At 69.9% G+C, this 16,990-nt stretch carries 14 protein-coding genes and 4 pseudogenes; 4 read left to right on the top strand and 14 right to left on the bottom strand.

The features are described 5' to 3' along the window. Positions 1–5 precede the first annotated feature (5 nt). The 6 genes and pseudogenes from mutM to G5T42_RS14000 all read right to left on the bottom strand — a co-directional run bounded on the left by mutM (position 6) and on the right by G5T42_RS14000 (position 5,178). Positions 6–923: a bifunctional DNA-formamidopyrimidine glycosylase/DNA-(apurinic or apyrimidinic site) lyase gene (gene mutM, locus G5T42_RS14025; protein WP_165129420.1), complete on the bottom strand. Its 918-nt coding sequence runs from the start codon at positions 921–923 to the stop codon at positions 6–8. Beyond that, positions 916–1,554 carry a ribonuclease III gene (gene rnc, locus G5T42_RS14020; RefSeq protein ID WP_241246078.1) on the bottom strand — a complete coding sequence of 213 codons (639 nt, stop codon included), beginning with the start codon at positions 1,552–1,554 and terminating at the stop codon, positions 916–918. The genes mutM and rnc overlap by 8 nt, the downstream gene beginning before the upstream one ends. A gap of 103 nt (positions 1,555–1,657) precedes the next feature. Further along, positions 1,658–1,861 (bottom strand): annotated as a pseudogene (rpmF, locus tag G5T42_RS14015) (50S ribosomal protein L32); the annotation flags it as partial. A 36-nt stretch (positions 1,862–1,897) separates the two neighbouring features. After that, positions 1,898–2,386 (bottom strand): YceD family protein, encoded by a 489-nt coding sequence (locus G5T42_RS14010; protein ID WP_165129417.1) that lies wholly within the window; start codon positions 2,384–2,386, stop codon positions 1,898–1,900. Positions 2,387–2,493: 107 nt separating this feature from the next. Continuing rightward, complete coding sequence (gene coaD / locus G5T42_RS14005; protein WP_165129415.1) at positions 2,494–2,991, bottom strand: pantetheine-phosphate adenylyltransferase; 498 nt, start codon at positions 2,989–2,991, stop codon at positions 2,494–2,496. A gap of 18 nt (positions 2,992–3,009) precedes the next feature. Further along, positions 3,010–5,178, bottom strand: coding sequence for an ATP-dependent DNA helicase RecG (locus G5T42_RS14000; RefSeq protein ID WP_165129413.1), 2,169 nt, complete (start codon positions 5,176–5,178; stop codon positions 3,010–3,012). Between the two features lie 127 nt (positions 5,179–5,305). On the opposite strand from G5T42_RS14000, the gene rsmD reads away from it, so the two are divergent. Beyond that, complete coding sequence (rsmD, locus tag G5T42_RS13995; RefSeq protein ID WP_165129411.1) at positions 5,306–5,887, top strand: 16S rRNA (guanine(966)-N(2))-methyltransferase RsmD; 582 nt, start codon at positions 5,306–5,308, stop codon at positions 5,885–5,887. Here the strand turns inward: rsmD and thiL are convergent. Beyond that, a pseudogene (gene thiL / locus G5T42_RS13990) lies at positions 5,857–6,847 on the bottom strand (thiamine-phosphate kinase). The gene rsmD and the pseudogene thiL overlap by 31 nt on opposite strands. A gap of 22 nt (positions 6,848–6,869) precedes the next feature. Here thiL and G5T42_RS13985 point away from each other — a divergent pair. After that, entirely contained in the window at positions 6,870–7,364 is a 495-nt protein-coding gene (locus tag G5T42_RS13985) for a DUF3515 family protein (protein WP_241245837.1), read from the top strand. Here G5T42_RS13985 and G5T42_RS13980 read toward each other — a convergent pair. From G5T42_RS13980 to G5T42_RS13950, 7 genes and pseudogenes are all read right to left on the bottom strand, one after another. Next, positions 7,365–8,457 (bottom strand): annotated as a pseudogene (locus tag G5T42_RS13980) (D-alanine--D-alanine ligase family protein). Beyond that, entirely contained in the window at positions 8,357–9,490 is a 1,134-nt protein-coding gene (locus tag G5T42_RS13975) for an NAD(P)H-dependent glycerol-3-phosphate dehydrogenase (RefSeq protein ID WP_165129409.1), read from the bottom strand. Before G5T42_RS13975 ends, G5T42_RS13980 begins: the two are co-directional and overlap by 101 nt. Next, positions 9,480–10,250 carry a lysophospholipid acyltransferase family protein gene (locus G5T42_RS13970; RefSeq protein ID WP_165129408.1) on the bottom strand — a complete coding sequence of 257 codons (771 nt, stop codon included), beginning with the start codon at positions 10,248–10,250 and terminating at the stop codon, positions 9,480–9,482. Before G5T42_RS13970 ends, G5T42_RS13975 begins: the two co-directional genes overlap by 11 nt. 3 nt (positions 10,251–10,253) lie before the next feature. Then, positions 10,254–11,624 (bottom strand): UDP-N-acetylglucosamine 1-carboxyvinyltransferase, encoded by a 1,371-nt coding sequence (murA, locus tag G5T42_RS13965; protein WP_165129407.1) that lies wholly within the window; start codon positions 11,622–11,624, stop codon positions 10,254–10,256. A gap of 83 nt (positions 11,625–11,707) precedes the next feature. After that, on the bottom strand, positions 11,708–12,304 hold the full coding sequence (leuD, locus tag G5T42_RS13960) for a 3-isopropylmalate dehydratase small subunit (RefSeq protein ID WP_165129406.1): 597 nt from the start codon (positions 12,302–12,304) through the stop codon (positions 11,708–11,710). A 1-nt stretch (position 12,305) separates the two neighbouring features. Further along, positions 12,306–13,770 (bottom strand): annotated as a pseudogene (gene leuC / locus G5T42_RS13955) (3-isopropylmalate dehydratase large subunit). A 161-nt stretch (positions 13,771–13,931) separates the two neighbouring features. After that, positions 13,932–15,008, bottom strand: a complete 1,077-nt coding sequence (locus tag G5T42_RS13950) for a TerC/Alx family metal homeostasis membrane protein (RefSeq protein WP_165129405.1) — start codon at positions 15,006–15,008, stop codon at positions 13,932–13,934. A 266-nt stretch (positions 15,009–15,274) separates the two neighbouring features. Between G5T42_RS13950 and G5T42_RS13945 the strand changes: the two genes are divergently transcribed. After that, positions 15,275–15,829, top strand: a complete 555-nt coding sequence (locus tag G5T42_RS13945) for a sigma-70 family RNA polymerase sigma factor (RefSeq protein ID WP_165129404.1) — start codon at positions 15,275–15,277, stop codon at positions 15,827–15,829. Next, entirely contained in the window at positions 15,826–16,983 is a 1,158-nt protein-coding gene (locus G5T42_RS13940) for a DUF4349 domain-containing protein (RefSeq protein WP_165129403.1), read from the top strand. Before G5T42_RS13945 ends, G5T42_RS13940 begins: the two co-directional genes overlap by 4 nt. The last annotated feature ends 7 nt before the right edge of the window (positions 16,984–16,990 follow it).

Below are 16,990 nucleotides of genomic sequence, written 5' to 3'. Positions count from 1 at the left end.
GGGGCTTACAGCGGACGCGGCATCCGCTGACAATGCGGGCAGTAGTGGCTGGACCGGTTCATGAACGAGACGCGCACGATCGGGCGCCCGCAGCGAGGACACGGCTCACCCGTGCGGCCGTAGGCGTTGAGAGAGTGGGCGAAGTAGCCCGCCTGACCGTTGACGTTCACGTACTGCGCGTCGAAGCTCGTCCCGCCTTCCGCGAGTGCCTTCTCGAGCACGGCGCGGACCTCGAGCAGCAGCCGATTCCCCGCACGTGTGCTGAGCGTGTTCGCCGGCGTCTCCGGGTGGATGCGGGCCGCCCACAGCGCTTCGTCGGCGTAGATGTTGCCCACGCCGCTCACGACGGTCTGGTCGAGGAGCACGCGCTTGATGGCGGAGTTCTTACGCCCGAGCGCCGACCGGAACCCGCGGTCGGAGAAAACGGGATCGAGGGGATCGCGCGCGATGTGCGCCACCTGCGTCGGCACGGCGGCGGCGTGCGTGCCTCGACCGCCGGGTGCGGCATCCGGTGTCGGAATCAGCTCGTCCACGGCCAGCGAGCCGAATGTGCGCTGGTCGGCGAAGACGACGGCGAGCTCGCCGTGAGAGGGGTGCTGGATGTCGAGGCGCACCCGCTCGTGGCGTTCCGCCGGCGCACCGGGCGACCGGAGCAGCAGCTGCCCGCTCATGCCGAGGTGGCCGACGATGGCGTCGACCGGCGTCGCCCCCTCGACCGGCAGCAGCGGGAGCCACAGGAACTTCCCCCTCCGTGCGGCGCCCTCGATGCGACGGCCGGTGAGTGCCGCTTCGAAGTGCGCGCCGCCGCCCGCGTGCCGCGTGAGCGCACGTTCGTCGAGGACCGTGACGCCCGCGATCGACGCTCCCGCCACCGCCGGTTCGAGGCCCGCGCGAACGACCTCGACCTCGGGAAGCTCAGGCACGCCCGCTCAGGATGCGCCACGCGTCGAGCGCCGCGGCCGCCTCGGCGTGCTTCTTGCTCGTGCCCGCACCCTCGGCCGAGACGTCGCCGACGGTCACGGTCGCGGTGAATCGCCGATCGTGGTCGGGCCCGGTCGACACGACGGCGTAGACCGGAGCACCCTGACCGCTGTGAGCCGCGAGCTCCTGAAGGCTGGTCTTGGGATCCATCGCGGCGCCGTAGCGCTCGGGGTCGTCGAGCAGCGGCTCGATGAGTCGCAGGACGAGTGCGGTCGCGGCATCCGGTCCCCTGGACACATACGTCGCGCCGATGATGGCCTCGAGGGTGTCGGCGAGAATCGAGTCCTTGTCACTGCCTCCGGTGAGCTGCTCACCGCGCCCGAGCAGGATGTGCTCTCCGAGGCCGATGCGACGGCCGACGTCGGCGAGGGCGACGGTCGACACGACGGATGCCCGTCGCTTCGCGAGCGATCCCTCGTCGAGGTCGGGATGCTGCGTGAACAGGCGGACCGTGACGGCCTGGCCGAGCACCGAGTCGCCGAGGAACTCGAGGCGCTCGTTGTGCGGGATCTGCCCGTGCTCGTACGCGTAGGAACGATGCGTGAGGGCGAGCGACAGAAGCTCGGCGTCGATGTCGACGCCGAGCTTGTCGGTGAGGACGGCGCGCGGAGCAGTACCCGAGGGGGACTCTCCCGCGCGCCGCGGAGTGACGTCGGTCACGTCGTCGGGACGACGATCAGACGTCGGCGACCTTGCGGCCCTTGTACTCGAGGAACAGCTCGGTGCCCTGCGAGTCGGTGACGACCTTCGCCTGGTGGGGACGGCTGTAGACGACCTTGCCGTTCTCGACCGTCTTGACGAGGGTGGGGGCTTCCGCCTTCCACTGCGCGCGACGCGAGCGGGTGTTGGAACGGGAGACCTTCCGCTTCGGGGGGGTTACCTGCCATGGCTGACTCTTCTCTGTGTTCTCGACGAATCAGCTGCCCGGCACAGGGCGCGGGGCATCGTCGTCGTGGTCTTGGGTGTAGTCCTGGAGCGCTGCCCAGCGTGGATCGATGGGAGCGGCGGGCTCTGATCCGGTGCTTTCGGTGAACCGCTCACCCGTGGCCGGGTCGAGGCCGGGGCAATCCGGCTCACACACCGGCTGAAACGGAAGCGACAGGACAATCGCATCCCTGACCGGAGTTTCAAGATCCACGTGGTCGTCTTGAACCTCGAAGTCAGTTGCTTCCACTCCAGGATACGCGAAAAGCTCCTGAAACTCGACTTTGAGCGGCTCGGCGATGTCGCGAAGGCAGCGCCCGCAGACGCCCGTGTACTCCGTGTCGGCCTCCCCTGTGGCGAGGATGCCCTCGTGAACGGATTCGAGGCGGACGTCGACGAAGATGCGCTCGCCCTCGGCCACCGAGACGAGGCCCTCGCCCCACTTGGCGGGGGCGACGATCTCGAGGGTGGTCTCGCGCATCTCACCCGGGCGGTGGACGATGTCGCGGACGGGGATGTCGAGCGGTCCGTTGTGGCGGTTTCTCACGGTCGTCCATGCTACCGGCGGGCGGCTGGACGGGGCCCGAGTCAGAGGTCGGTCGCCGGAGTTCCCAGGAACCGCGCAACCGCGGGCGGGACGTAAGGAGTCACGTCGCCGCCGAGGGAGGCGACCTGACGCACGAGCGAACTCGACACGAGCGCATGCGCCGGATCGGGTAGGAGGAACACCGTCTCGACGTGGGCGAGGTGCCGGTTGACGATCGCCATCGGGGTCTCGTACGCGACGTCGACCTGCGAGCGGATGCCCTTGACGAGCACCCCGGCGCCGACATCGGTCGCATAGTCGACGAGGAGACCCATGCTCCACGAGGCGACGATCACTTCGCTCTGGATGTCGCTCTCGGCGATCGACTGCTCGAGGAGCGCCTGACGCTGCGCGATCGGCAGCATGGCCTCTTTCCCGGGGTTGTGAACGACGAGCACGTGCAGCTGGTCGTAGAGAGAGGCGGCACGGCGGATCACGTCGAGATGACCGAGGGTCGGCGGATCGAACGAACCAGGGACGACGGCGATCCGGCTGCTCATGGCACCAGCCTATGGGAGTCAGGACTTCGCCAGCGCGGCCCGCTCCTCCATGCCGACGCGTCGCTCGATCGCGGCCGCGAGCCCGAGGTGGCGACTCAGCGTCGGATCCTCGTCGAGGATCTTCTCGGCCGCGATGCGGGCCTCGGCGATGAGATCGGCGTCCTTCACGACACGCAAGAGGCGCAGCGACGACCGCACGCCGGACTGCGCGTCGCCGAGGACGTCGCCCTCGCCGCGGAGCTCGAGGTCGACCTCGGCGAGGGCGAAGCCGTCGAGAGTGGCCGCGACGGCGTCCACGCGGGCGCGCGCCGACGATCCGGCGGGAGCCTCCGTGACGAGAAGACACAGTCCTGGTACGCCGCCACGGCCGACGCGCCCCCGCAGCTGATGCAGCTGGGAGACGCCGAACCGGTCTGCTTCGAGGATGGCCATCGTCGACGCGTTCGGGACGTCGACGCCCACTTCGACGACCGTCGTCGCCACGAGGACGTCGATGTCGCCGCGGGCGAACGCCTGCATGACGGCATCCTTCTCATCCGACGGCATCCGCCCGTGGAGGATCTCGACACGGATGTCGGTGAAGGCCGGATGCCGCGACAGGAGGTCGCCGGCCTGCACGACGCCCCAGCGGGTGCGGGTCGGCTCGGCCTCATCCTCGGCATCGGCCACCGGCTCGTCGGCCGTGTCGTCCTTCGTCGCCGACTCGGCGTCGATCGCCGCGCACACGACGAAAGCCTGTCGTTCTTGCCCCACCTCTTCCGCGATGCGCTCCCATACCCGGGCGAACCAGCCCGGCTTCTCGGCGAGCGGCGCGACGAACGTCTCTATGCCGGCGCGCCCCGCGGGCATGGTGCGGATCGTGGACACGTCGAGATCGCCGAACACCGTCATCGCGACGGTGCGCGGGATCGGGGTCGCCGTGAGCACGAGGGCGTGGGGCGACGCGCCCTTCGCCCGCAGCGATTCGCGCTGCTCGACGCCGAACCGATGCTGCTCGTCGACGACGACGAGGCCCAGGTCTGCGAACGTGGTCGATTCGCTCAGCAGTGCGTGGGTGCCGACGACGATGCGCGCCTGACCCGAAGCGACGCGGAGCGCGGCCTTGCGCCGCTCCGCAGCGGTGAGCTGCCCCGTGAGCAGAGTGGGCATGAGCTCCGGCGCGAGCTGCGGCCCCAGCATCCGGGCGATAGACCGCACGTGCTGCGCCGCGAGCACCTCGGTCGGCGCGATGAGCGCCGACTGCCCGCCGCTCTCGGCGACCTGCAGCATCGCGCGCAGTGCGACGAGGGTCTTGCCCGAGCCGACCTCTCCCTGCACGAGGCGGTTCATCGGCCAGTCGCCTTGGAGATCGTGTTCGATCTGCTCGCCGACCGTGATCTGGTCGGCCGTCCGCGGGAAGAGCAGCGCGGCGTCGAACCGCTCGAGAAGGCTGCCGGCCGGCCGCTTCGTCGCCGCGAGCGCGCGGACGAACTGCCGCTGCTGCAGCAGCGCCGCCTGCAGCACGAACGCCTCGTGCCAGCGCAGCGTCTCCCGGGCCTGCTCGATCTGATCCTCGAAGTCGGGGCGGTGGATGCGCTCGATCGCGGTACGCGCATCGAGCAGGCCGTGCCTCTCGCGCAGCGGCTCGGGCAGTGGATCGGGGACCGGGCCGAGGCCGTCGAGGACGAGATCGACGATCTTCTTGAACTGCCAGCTTGCGATGGACGCGGTGGCGGGATAGATCGGGATCGGCAGGTTGGCGTACGCCTGGGCGTTCAGCCGAGCGGTGTCCTCGTCTTCGAACAGCTCGTAATCGGGGTGCGCGAGCTGCTTCGCGCCCCGATACTCGCCGACCTTGCCGGCGAAGATCCCCCGACGACCCGGGTGCAGGTCTTTGATGCGCCACGACTGATTGAAGAACGTCAGCGACAGGTCGCCGCGCCCGTCGCTGATGACGACTTCGAGGAGGCTCCCCTTGCGGTTCTGCATGCGCCGCTCGCTCGCACGCTTGACCTCGGCCACGATCGTGACGGGCTCGCCGATCGGGAGCGAAGAGATCGGCGTCAGCTCCCCCCGCCGCGCGTAACGTCGCGGATAGTGAGCGACGAGGTCGCCCACGGTCTTCATGCCGAAAGCACGATCGAGGGCCGACGCGGTCTTGCCGCCGACGGCGCCGTCGAGGCGCGACTCGAGGCTGAACGACGGCATGGACCGAGTCTAGATTCTCCGGCCGACGCCGCTGGAGCGGGTGATGGCCGAGGGTGCCAGGACCCCCCTGGCGCGACACCGGCCGACCGGGAGCGGCGCGGGCTGACCGCCCGGATATCGTGGCGGGGTGACCCGCATCATCGCCGGCCGCGCCGGCGGCATCACCCTCGACGTCCCGGACCGGGGGACGCGCCCGACGAGCGACCGCGTGCGCGAGTCGCTTTTCGGGGCCCTGGAGTCGGCCGACGCTCTGGCCGGCGCCCGTGTCGTCGATCTGTACGCCGGGTCGGGCGCCCTCGGACTGGAAGCGGCCAGCCGTGGCGCGGCATCCGTCGACCTCGTCGAGAAGGCGGCGCCCGCCGCCGCCATCGTGCAGCGCAACGTCGCCCGCGTGGCGAAGGCCCTGGCGCGGGAGGCCTCGATCCGCGTGCACCGCGCGTCCGTCACGGCCTATCTCGGCCGAGCCGCCGGGCCGTTCGATCTGGCCTTCCTCGATCCGCCGTACGACCTCGCGGATGCGGATCTCACGGCGGACCTCGCGGCGCTGCGCCCTCTTCTCTCCGATCACGCGGTCGTCGTCGTGGAACGCGGGCGCCGCTCCCCGGCCCCCGAGTGGGCCTCCGCGGGTCTCGAGGCCGTCCGCGACCGTGCCTACGGCGACACGACGATGTGGTGGGGTCAGCCCCGCCCCGAGTCCCAGTCGCTGTAGGGGTCCCACCCGCCGCGCGATGCGGGCGGCGCGCCGTCGACGAGCACGAGCGCGCTCCCCTGCGCCTCGACACGTCCGATGGCACGGAATCCCTCCGGAAGGGCGACGCCTGAGGGGAACGCTGCGAGGAGAGCATGGTCCTCTCCCCCCGCTGAGCGCCGGCTCCGGGCCGACCGCTGCCGCATCGAGGGCGATCGTGACCCGGGATGCCGCGGCCATCCGCGTCGCGTCCAGCACGAGGCCGTCCGAGATGTCCATGAGCGCCGTCGCTCCCCCGTCCGCGGCAACGGATCCGAGGCGGACCGGCGGGGCCGGTCGCAGCTGTGCCGCGAGGTCGGAGATCTCGTCGGGTGAGAGTGCCGAGGTGTCGACGGGCTGCGGGGCGCCCGAGGCATCCGTGAATCGAGCGAAGAGCAGGGCGAGACCCCGCGCCGACCGGCCGAGGTCGCCCGCGACGGCGACGACGTCGCCCATCCGCGCCCCCGAGCGGAGGACAGGAGCGCGGCCGTCGAGCGAGCCGAGCGCCGTTACGGCGATCGTGAGTGTGTCCGAGACGGTCAGGTCGCCGCCCTCGACGGCGCAGCCTGGGGCGAGCTCGTCGCAGGCGGCTCGGAGGCCGTCGGCGAATCCGCGCACGAACGAGACCCGCGTGTCGTCGGGCATCGCGAGGGCGACGAGGAGCGCCGTCGGCCGGGCACCCATCGCGGCGACATCCGCGAGGTTGACCGCGGCGGCCTTCCAGCCGAGGTCGAACGCCGACGACCATGCCAGGCGGAAGTCGGGGCCGTGCACGAGAGTGTCGGTCGTCGCCACGATGCGGCCGTCCGGCGCGGCGAGCACGGCGGCGTCGTCGCCGGGTCCGATGAGAGCGGCGGAAGGGGCGAGGCGGTCGAGGATTCCGCGCAGGATCTCGCCCTCCGAGAGGTCGCCGACGCGAGGATCGTCGGACGGCGCGCTCATCGTCCCAGGTTAGCCTGGAGGGGTGTTCCCGCCCCGCCGTACCCTCGCCGCCGCCCTCGCGCTCGCGGGCGTGATCGGGCTCGCGGGATGCAGCAGCACGGTGTCGATGACACCCGCGCCCGACGCGAACGAGGCGCTCTGTGCCGACGTCACCGTGCGCCTGCCGTCGACGGTCGACGGCCAGGCGCGCCGCTGGACGGATGCACAGGCCACGGGCGCGTGGGGCGATCCCGCGGCCGTCCTCCTGACGTGCGGAGTCGAGCCGCCCGGGCCCTCGACGCTCCGCTGCATCACGGTGGGCGGCGTGGACTGGCTCGTCGACGAGTCCGAGTCGCCGCGGTTCCGGCTCACGACGTACGGACGCACGCCCGCCGTCCAGCTGTACGTCGACAACCGGCTCGTGTCGCCCAACAACGTGCTCGACGACGTCCGCAACGCCGTCTCACAGCTGCCGAAGACCACCGAGTGCACCGCGCCCGAAGCTCCGCTCGACGAGCAGGAGTCGACGAGCGGCTGATCAGGCCGCGCGCTCGAGGGCGGTGTCGACGAGCTCCGAGATGAGCTCGGGGTACGTCATGCCCGAGGCGAGCCAGCACTTCGGGAACATCGAGATCGGCGTGAACCCGGGCATCGTGTTGAGCTCGTTGACGTACAGGCCGTCGGCGGCCAGGAAGAAATCGACCCTTGCGAGCCCGCGTCCGTCGACAGCCTCGAAGGCCTGGATGCCGAGCCGTCGGATCGCGGAGATCTCGTCGTCCGTGAGGTCGGCCGGGCACACCACCTCGGCGCCCTCTCCCCCGAGGTACTTGCCCTCGAAGTCGTAGAACTCCCGCGTCGTCAGGACGATCTCGCCGGGCAGGGACGCCCGCGTCGGACCGCCGCGACGCCCTTCCAACACCGCGACCTCGACCTCGCGGCCGACGATCGCCGACTCGATGAGCACCTTGTCGTCCTCGTCGAACGCGAGTTCGAGAGCGGCGTCGAGCTCGGAGGGCTCGTGGACCTTCGAGACGCCGACGCTCGACCCGGCCCGTGCGGGCTTGACGAAGACGGGCTCGCCGAGGGACGCGGCATCCGTCCGCACTCCTTCGGGATCGGCGGCCCAGCGGGCACGGGTCACAGTGACCCACGGAGACACGCGGACCCCGGATGCCTGGAGGACGATCTTCATGAAGTGCTTGTCCATGCAGAGCGCCGAGTCGAGCACGCCGCCGCCCGCGTAAGGGATGCCGAGCGTGTCGAAGAAGCCCTGGACCGTGCCGTCCTCGCCGTGCAGACCGTGCAGGATCGGGAGCACGACGTCGACGGCACCGAGCTCGTCGACCGTGCCGTCGGCCCGCCGGACCCGCAGGATGCGGTCGCACCCGCCCTCGGGCCACATGATCCGCGTTCCGTTGTCGACGACCGCGGGGGAGATTGGCGCTGTCGAGCGCGAACTTGTCGGGATCGTCGTCCTCGAGCACGAAGACGCCGTCGCGGGTGATGCCGACAGGGATCACCCGATAGCGATCACGGTTGATCGCGCGGAGGACGCCTCCCGCTGTTGCGGAGCTGATCGAGTGTTCGCTGGAGCGACCTCCAAAGAGCACCACCACCGCCGGCTGTTCCATTCTGCGTCCTCTCGCCCTTCGGCTCGTCGTCGTCGGTCGTCAGGTGGGGCGCGATCTCGCGCGGGTTCATCGTGCCGTCGAGCACGCGCTTCACCTGCTCGACGATCGGCATCTCGATGCCGGCCTCTTTCGCCAGCTGCAGCACGGGGGCGACAGAAGCGAGCCCCTCGGCCGTCTGGTTCATCTGCTTCACGACGTCCTGGAAGCTGTAGCCCTGGCCGAGCAGGCGACCGGCCGTGTTGTTGCGGCTCAGCGGCGACTGGCACGTCGCGATGAGGTCGCCGAGGCCCGCAAGGCCCTGAAGCGTCTCGGGGTGCGCGCCCTGCGCCACGGCGAAGTCTGTCATCTCGACGAGACCGCGCGTGATGATCGACGCCTTCGTGTTCTCGCCGTAGCCGACGCCGTCGACGATCCCGATCGCGACGGCGATGAGGTTCTTCAGAACCCCGCCGAATTCGGTGCCGATGACGTCGGTGTTCACGAACGAGCGGAAGTAGCGGTTGCGCGCGCGGCGCGCGACGGCGTCCGCGGTCTCCTGACTCGTCGAGGCGATGACGGCGGCGGTCGGCTGCTCGCGCGCGATCTCGAGCGCCAGGTTGGGACCGGATGCCACGGCGATGCGCGCCGGGTCGCAGTCGAGCTCCTGCTGGATCACCTGGCTCATGCGCAGGCCCGTGCGCCGTTCGACGCCCTTCATGAGCGAGACGATGGGCACGTCGTTCTTCGAGACGAGCGGCCGCACGGCCTTGAGGTTCTCGCGCAGGGTCTGGCTCGGGACCGAGAGGTAGACCTGGTCGGCGTTCTCGAGCGCCTCGGAGAGATGGTGCGTCGCAGACACCTCACGGGGAAGGTTGATCCCGGGGAGGTACTGGCTGTTGCGCTTGGCCTCTTCGATCTCGTGGGCGAGCTCGGCGCGTCGCGCCCACATCGTGACGTGGGCGCCGCCGTCGGCCAGCACCTTGCCGAAGGTCGTCCCCCAGCTGCCCGCGCCGACCACGGCGACCCGCGGGAGCGCCTCCTGCCTACGACTCAAGGCGCCCCGTCTCGTTCTGCCCGTGCTCGGCGGGGTTCCAGCGCTCGGCGGGTGCCGGCTCGTCGCGGATCGTCGCGAGGAGCCGCGCGATGTCGGCCATGACGACGTCCGTGGCGGCCACCAGGGCGGCGGGCTGGCCCTCGGTCGCGCGGAAGGCCGACAGGTCGACCGGCGCACCGATGACGACGCGGACCGGCCGGCGCAGCGGCCAGAGCTTCAGCTTGCCGTAGCGGGGAAGCACAGCCTGGCAGCCCCACTGCGCCATGGGCACGAGCGGGATGTTGCCGGCGAGCGCCAGCCGCACCGCACCGGTCTTGCCCCGCATCGGCCACATGCCCGGGTCGCGGGTGAGGGTGCCCTCCGGGTAGACGATCACGCCGCGGCCGAGCTCGACGAGCGTCTCGGACGTCTCGAGGGTCTGGCGGGCGGAGGCAGCCGACGACGAGCGGGCCACAGGCACCATTCCCGTGCTCCGCAGGACCCATCCGAGCACGGGCACCCGGAAGAGCGACTCCTTGGCCATGAAGCGAGGTGCGCGACCGGCCTTCCACACCGCGAGCGCCACCGCCAGCGGATCGGCCTCGGAATAGTGGTTCGGCGCCAGCACATAGGCGCCTTCGCGCGGGAGATTCTCGGCGCCTTCGATCTCGAGCTTGAACAGCAGGGCGATGAGGGGCGCGGCGACGGCGGCGAGCGGCCAGAAGACGCTGGGACGGGTCTTCTCGGTGGACGCCCGCCGCCGCGGCGAGGTGGCTGCCACGGACTACTCGATGACGTCGAAGTCGGCGCCGAGAGCGTCGAGCTTGGCGAAGAGCTTCTCGTAACCCCGACGGATGATTCCGACGTTGCGCACGGTCGATTCGCCCTCGGCCGCGAGAGCCGCGATGAGATAGCTGTAGCCGCCGCGCAGGTCGGGGACGACGACGTCGGCGCCGTGCAGGGGCGTCGGGCCGTTGATCACGGCGGCCTGCTCGAGCTCGCGCCGGGGAACGCGACGGCCGGGCTGGTCGATGCCGTGCGGGTACACGACGATGTCGGCACCCATCTGCACGAGCGCCTGCGTGAAGCCCAGGCGGTTCTCGTACACCGTCTCGTGGACGACGGATTCGCCCGGCGCCTGAGTCAGCGCGACGATGAGCGGCTGCTGCCAGTCGGTCATGAATCCGGGATGCACGTCGGTCTCGACCATGACCGGCTTGAGCGAGCCGCCGCGGCGGAACTGGATGCCGTCCTCGTGGACCTCGAACCAGCCGCCCGCCTTGCGGAAGACATTGAGGAAGGTCAGCATCTCCTGCTGCTTCGCGCCGCCGACGAAGATGTCGCCGTCCGTTGCGAGGGCAGCGCACGCCCACGACGCGGCCTCGTTGCGGTCGAAGATGCAGCGGTGGTCGTAGCCGCGCAGCGAGTCGACGCCCTCGATGAGGATGACGCGGTTCGGCTCGTAGGAGATGATCGCGCCCATCTTCTGCAGCACCGCGATGAGATCCATGATCTCGGGCTCGATGGCGGCGTTCCGCAGCTCCGTCGTGCCCTTCGCGCGCACGGCGGTGAGCAGCACCTGCTCGGTGGCGCCGACGCTCGGGTAGGGCAGCTCGATGTCGGCGCCGTGGAGCCCGTCCGGGGCCGACAGGCGGATGCCGCTCGGCAGCTTCTCGACGATCGCGCCGAAGCGGCGCAGAGCGTTGAGATGGAAGTCGATCGGACGGTCGCCGATGCGGCATCCGCCGAGGTCGGGGATGAAGGCCTGGCCGAGGAGGTGCAGGAGCGGACCGCAGAACAGGATCGGGATCCGGGATGCCCCGGCATGCGCGTCGATCTCCTCGAAGTGCGCCGACACGGCGCCGCTCGGATCGAGGTGCAGGACACCGTCCTCTTCGCCGTCATCGACCCGCACGCCGTGCACTTCGAGGAGCGATCGCACGACCTTGACGTCACTGATGTCCGGGACATCCCGCAGCGTGCTCGTCGTCTCACCGAGGAGTGCCGCGACCATCGCCTTGGTGGCCAGGTTCTTGGCGCCCTTGACCTCGACGCGACCCGTGAGCGGTCGTCCGCCCCGGATCGTGATCGTGTCGCCGGAAAGTTCCTTGTCTCCCGCCGTGGGGTCGGCCGAGTCGCTGAGGAGTGTCTTCATCCGGTGGGACCTCACTTGGTTCGTGATCGAGCGCGCGGGCCGCCCTGGTGGGGCGCCGACGCTGTTTTCGGGAACGCCTTAGCTTACGGAACGGGGAGCGTGCGAGGGCGCCACGCCTCGCGACGAGCCTCGAAGTGGGCGATCCTGTCTTCGTTCCGCAGAGTGAGTCCGATGTCGTCGAGACCCTCGAGGAGGCGCCACCTAGTGTAATCGTCGATCTCGAATGCCACCTGGAGACCGCCGATGGTCGCCGTCCGCGCCTCGAGGTCGACCGTCATCTCGAGGCCGGGATCCGCCTCGATCGCATTCCAGACGGACTCGAGGTCGTCCTCGGCAATGACGCCAGCGACGAGCCCCTGCTTGCCCGCGTTCCCGCGGAAGATGTCGGCGAAGCGCGGGCTCAGGACGACCTTGAAGCCGTAGTCCCGCAGCGCCCACACCGCGTGCTCGCGGCTGGAGCCCGTTCCGAAGTCGGGGCCGGCCACGAGAATGGATGCCGAGGCGTAGGCGGGCTGATTCAGCACGAAGCCGGGGTCTTGGCGCCAGCTGGCGAACAGCGCGTCGTCGAACCCCGTCTTCGTGACCCGCTTGAGGTACACGGCGGGGATGATCTGGTCGGTGTCGACCGCGGAGCGGCGGAGAGGTGCCGCGATGCCGGTGTGCGTCGTGAACTTCTCCATGTCAGGCCTCCGCTCCGACGAGCGAGGGCAGGTCGCTCGGGCTGGACAGGGTGCCGCGCACGGCGGTGGCCGCGGCGACGAGGGGCGATACGAGGTGCGTGCGCCCGCCCTTGCCCTGGCGTCCCTCGAAGTTGCGGTTGGAGGTCGATGCGCAGCGCTCGCCCGGTGCGAGTTGATCCGGGTTCATCCCGAGGCACATCGAGCAGCCGGCGAAGCGCCATTCGGCGCCGAACTCCTCGAACACCTTGTCGAGACCCTCGGCCTCCGCCTCCAGACGCACGCGCGCGGAGCCCGGCACCACCATGACGCGGACGTTGGGCGCCTTCGTGCGCCCTCGGATGATCGAGGCGAAGGCGCGGAGGTCTTCGATGCGGCTGTTGGTGCACGACCCCATGAAGACGGCGTCGACCGGGATCTGCTTGAGCGGCGTGCCGGCCTCGAGGTCCATGTACTCCAGCGCCCGCTCGGCGGCGGCGCGCTCATTCGGGTCGGCGAACGACTCCGGCGAGGGCACGACGTCGCTCAGCGAGACGCCCTGGCCGGGGTTCGTGCCCCAGGTGACGAAGGGCTCGAGCTCGTTCGCATCGAGGAAGACCTCCGCGTCGTAGACGGCGCCCTCGTCGCTCGGCAGCGTCCGCCAGTACGCGACGGCGTCGTCCCAGTCCTCGCCCTTCGGGGCGTGGGGTCGGCCTTCGAGATAGGCGAAGGTCGTCTCATCGGGCGCGACCATGCCGGCGCGCGCACCCGCCTCGATCGACATGTTGCAGATCGTCATCCGTCCCTCCATCGAGAGAGAGCGGATGGCGGAGCCGCGGTATTCCAGGACATAGCCCTGGCCGCCGTTCGTGCCGATCTTGGCGATGACGGCGAGGATGATGTCCTTCGCCGTGACGCCGGGCTTGAGCTTGCCCTCGACGGTGATCGCCATCGTCTTGAACGGCTTGAGCGGAAGCGTCTGCGTCGCCAGGACGTGCTCGACCTCGCTCGTGCCGATGCCGAATGCCATCGCGCCGAACGCGCCGTGCGTCGACGTGTGGGAGTCGCCGCACACGACAGTGATGCCCGGCATCGTGAGGCCGAGCTGCGGACCGACGACGTGGACGATCCCCTGCTCACGGTCGCCGAGCGAGTGCAGCCGCACGCCGAACTCCTCGGCATTGCGTCGCAGCGTCTCGATCTGGGTGCGGCTCGTCAGGTCGGCGATCGGCTTGTCGATGTCGAGCGTCGGCGTGTTGTGGTCCTCGGTCGCGATCGTCAGATCGAGGCGGCGGACCGGTCGGCCCCTCGGCGCGCAGGCCGTCGAACGCCTGCGGGCTGGTGACCTCGTGAACGAGGTGCAGATCGATGTAGATGAGGTCGGGTTCGCCGTTCTCGCCTTTGACCACGAGGTGGTCGTCCCACACCTTCTCGGCCAGGGTGCGGGGGCGGTCGGGGATGCGGAAGCCATCGGAAACGGGGGTGCTCATTGCTCTGTCGTTCTCCTCGGAAAGGGGATCAAGCCCGCAACGGACTCCGCGACGAGGAGGGGCTCAGAACGAGATCTCGCCGCGGCCGCTAAGGAGAAGGCGAGCGATCCGCACCCGGTCAGACTACCACCGGGTGCGGAGCGCTCGATGCGCTCGCCCGCTCAGCGGTGGTCGTCGCCCGCGGCCGGCTGATCCACCGTCGGCGGGGTGCCCTTCTCGTCCGCCACGGCTGCAGCCGCGGCATCCGCCCCCATCGCCTTCTTCTCGCGACGCGACGAGACGAGGCTGGCGATCGTGGCGACGGCCATGGCGGCGATGATGACGACGAGCGACATCCACGTGCCGATCTCGGGCGCCCAGTCGACCGGCTCGCCGTTGTTGATGAACGGCAGCTCGTTGACGTGCAGCGCGTGGAAGAACAGCTTGAGACCGATGAAGGCCAGGATGAACGCGATGCCGTAGTGCAGGTACTTGAGGCGATCCAGCAGACCGCCGAGCAGGAAGTAGAGCTGGCGCAGGCCCATAAGGGCGAAGAGGTTCGCCGTGAACACGATGAAAGGGCTCTGCGTGATCCCGAAGATCGCCGGGATGGAGTCGATCGCGAAGATGAGGTCGGTGAACCCGATGGCGAGGAACACCAGGATCATCGGCGTGAAGATCTTCTTGCCGTTCACGACCGTGCGGATCTTCGAGCCGTCGTAGCTGTCGCTGACGTCGATGAAACGCCGGGTGAAACGGACGATCCCTGCCTCGGCCTGCGCGTCGTCCTCGTGCTTGCCGGGGAAGGCCTGCCGCCACGCCGTGAAGACGAGGAAGGCGCCGAACAGGTAGAAGATCCAGCTGAAGCTCTCGATGAGCGCCGCCCCGAGCATGATGAAGATCGCCCGCAGGATGAGCGCGATGATGATGCCCACCATCAGCACCTCCTGCTGGTAACGGCGGGGCACCGCGAACTGCGCCATGATCAGGACGAAGACGAAGAGGTTGTCGACCGACAGGCTGTATTCGGTGAGCCAGCCGGCGATGAACTGCCCCATCGCGTCGGTGCTCCCCGTCACCCAGAACAGGACGACCGCGAAGACCAGCGCGAGGCCGACGTAGAAGACGACCCACAGCGTCGCCTCTTTGATCGACGGGATGTGGGGGCGCTTGAAGATGATCAGCAGGTCGGCGATGAGGATCAGCGTCAGCACGATCAGGGCGCCGACTTCGAACCAGACGGGGATCTCGAAGGTCATGCGGGCCTTTCGGGAGGGGGTGGCTAAAGGGCCGAAAGTCTCTCCCCCGCTCAGCGGCGCGCGCCCGGGGCTCCGCAGCGGGAGCCCGTGATGACGGACGCGCGAGGTGGGATACTCCCTCTCGCTCCAACAGGATACAGGCCGGGGGCGACCGGCTCGTTTCGAGGGGGTGACGGATGCCGCGCATCCGCGTGAGACGAAGAGCCTCCCGCCGACACATTCCAGGTGAGAGACAATGAGGCGCTGACCTCACCGGACGGACGGGCATGACCGAGATGGATGGGACGGACGCCGACCTCGCCAGGGCGGCAGCGGACGGCAGTGAGCATGCGTTCCGCTCCCTGTACCGCGCGTATGTGCGGCCCGTCTACTGGATCGCCCACGGGCTCGTTGGGAATGCCGCCGATGCGGAGGACGTGACGCAGGAGACGTTCCTCGCCGCGTGGCGCAAGCTGCGCGGCTTCGAACTCGCCGGGGACTCGCTCCTCCCCTGGCTCGCGACGATCTGCAGGCTGCAGGCGGCCAATCGGATCCGGCGCCAGCGGCGCGACCGCGAGCGGACGGCGGGCGCTGCCGATGAGACGCTGCCGTCGACCGTCGACGTCGAGAAGCAGGTCATCGACGCCGACCTCGCCGACCGCATCCTCCAGGAGGTCGAGGGGCTGAGCCCGCTCGATCAGGCCATCTTCCGGCTCTGCGCCGCCGAGGGGTATGCCTACCAGGCGGCTGCCGATGAGCTCGGCGTCGGGCACGGGGTCGTCCGCAATCGTCTCTCCCGCATCCGCACGCGACTGCGGACCACCGTCGAGGAGAGCTCATGAACACGTCAGGCGACCTGGCATCCGTCCGGGAGGACCCCCTTCCCGAACTGCCCGACGCACGCATCGCCGAGATCGAGGAGGCGCTGTTCGCCGAGATCGGACGGGACCGCGGGGCGCGCCGAGCGCGACGCGGCCGCTGGTGGATCGGCGGCGCGGCCGCCGCCGCTGTCGTGGTCGTGGCGGCCATCGCGGCGCCCATGATCGTGCCGATCGTGTCGCCGTCGGGCGGTTCCTCGGTCTCCGACGAGGCCGGGTCCGCACCCGTCGCACCGGAGGCGGTGCAGGGTGCGGGGTCCGATTCACAGGTAGCCGACGGCACCCGCGACTCGGGCGCGCTCGAGTCCACCTCCCCGCTCGCCGACCCCGCCGCGGGACGCGACATCATCACCACGGCATCGGCCACCGTCGTCGTGGACGACGTGCCGGAGGCGACCGCGAGGATCGGCGCCGCGGCGGAAGCCGCCGGCGGGTACGTCGAATCGATGAGCATCGGCCAGAACGGGCAGGTGACCCCCGTCGACCCTGGCGTGGTCGACGGCACGACGTACCCCTACCCCTATCCGACCACCGACGGCGCGTGGATCACGGTGCGGGTCCCCGCCGATCGCCTCACCGCGACGATGGACGACCTCTCGCAGCTCGGCGAGGTCACGGCATCCTCGATCAACCGGCAGGATGTGACCGAGCAGACCATCGACCTGCAGGCGCGCATCGACGCCACCCAGGCGTCGGTCGACCGCCTCACCGCGCTCATGGCGCAGGCGGGCGACCTCTCCGATCTCATCGCGGCCGAGACGGCGCTCTCGGAACGCCAGGCCACTCTGGAGTCGTACCAGCAGCAGCTGAAGTCCCTCGACGGTCAGGTCGCGATGTCGACGCTCACCGTGACGCTCTCCCCCGTCGCCGAGCCGGTCGAGGCCGATCCGGCAGGCTTCACGGACGGTCTGATCGCGGGCTGGAACGGGCTCGTCGCGACGCTCAACGGCATCGTGATCGCGCTGGGCTTCCTCATCCCGTGGCTCGTCCTCGCGGCGGTCGTCGCTCTTCTCGTGTGGGCGGTCGTCCGGATCGTGCGGCGGCGACGAGCCGACCGGCGCTCTCGAGCCCGCGCAGCGCAGGAGCCCGCTGAGGAGGCTTCGCCCCCGCGCGGCTGAACGGTTC

This window comes from Microbacterium sp. 4R-513, from assembly GCF_011046485.1.
Classification (GTDB): domain Bacteria; phylum Actinomycetota; class Actinomycetes; order Actinomycetales; family Microbacteriaceae; genus Microbacterium.
The sequence above is the reverse complement of the archived record's forward strand: the minus strand, read 5'-3'. Positions and strand labels throughout refer to the sequence as shown.

Excerpts from the sequence above, each read along its gene's own strand:
- G5T42_RS14000 (WP_165129413.1), bottom strand. The coding sequence starts at position 5,178 with ATGCCGTCGTTCAGCCTCGAGTCGCGCCTCGACGGCGCCGTCGGCGGC.
- leuD (WP_165129406.1), bottom strand. The coding sequence starts at position 12,304 with ATGGAGAAGTTCACGACGCACACCGGCATCGCGGCACCTCTCCGCCGC.
- coaD (WP_165129415.1), bottom strand. The coding sequence starts at position 2,991 with ATGAGCAGCCGGATCGCCGTCGTCCCTGGTTCGTTCGATCCGCCGACC.
- G5T42_RS13950 (WP_165129405.1), bottom strand. The coding sequence starts at position 15,008 with ATGACCTTCGAGATCCCCGTCTGGTTCGAAGTCGGCGCCCTGATCGTG.
- murA (WP_165129407.1), bottom strand. The coding sequence starts at position 11,624 with ATGAAGACACTCCTCAGCGACTCGGCCGACCCCACGGCGGGAGACAAG.
- G5T42_RS13945 (WP_165129404.1), top strand. The coding sequence starts at position 15,275 with ATGACCGAGATGGATGGGACGGACGCCGACCTCGCCAGGGCGGCAGCG.
- G5T42_RS13940 (WP_165129403.1), top strand. The coding sequence starts at position 15,826 with ATGAACACGTCAGGCGACCTGGCATCCGTCCGGGAGGACCCCCTTCCC.
- G5T42_RS14010 (WP_165129417.1), bottom strand. The coding sequence starts at position 2,386 with ATGCGCGAGACCACCCTCGAGATCGTCGCCCCCGCCAAGTGGGGCGAG.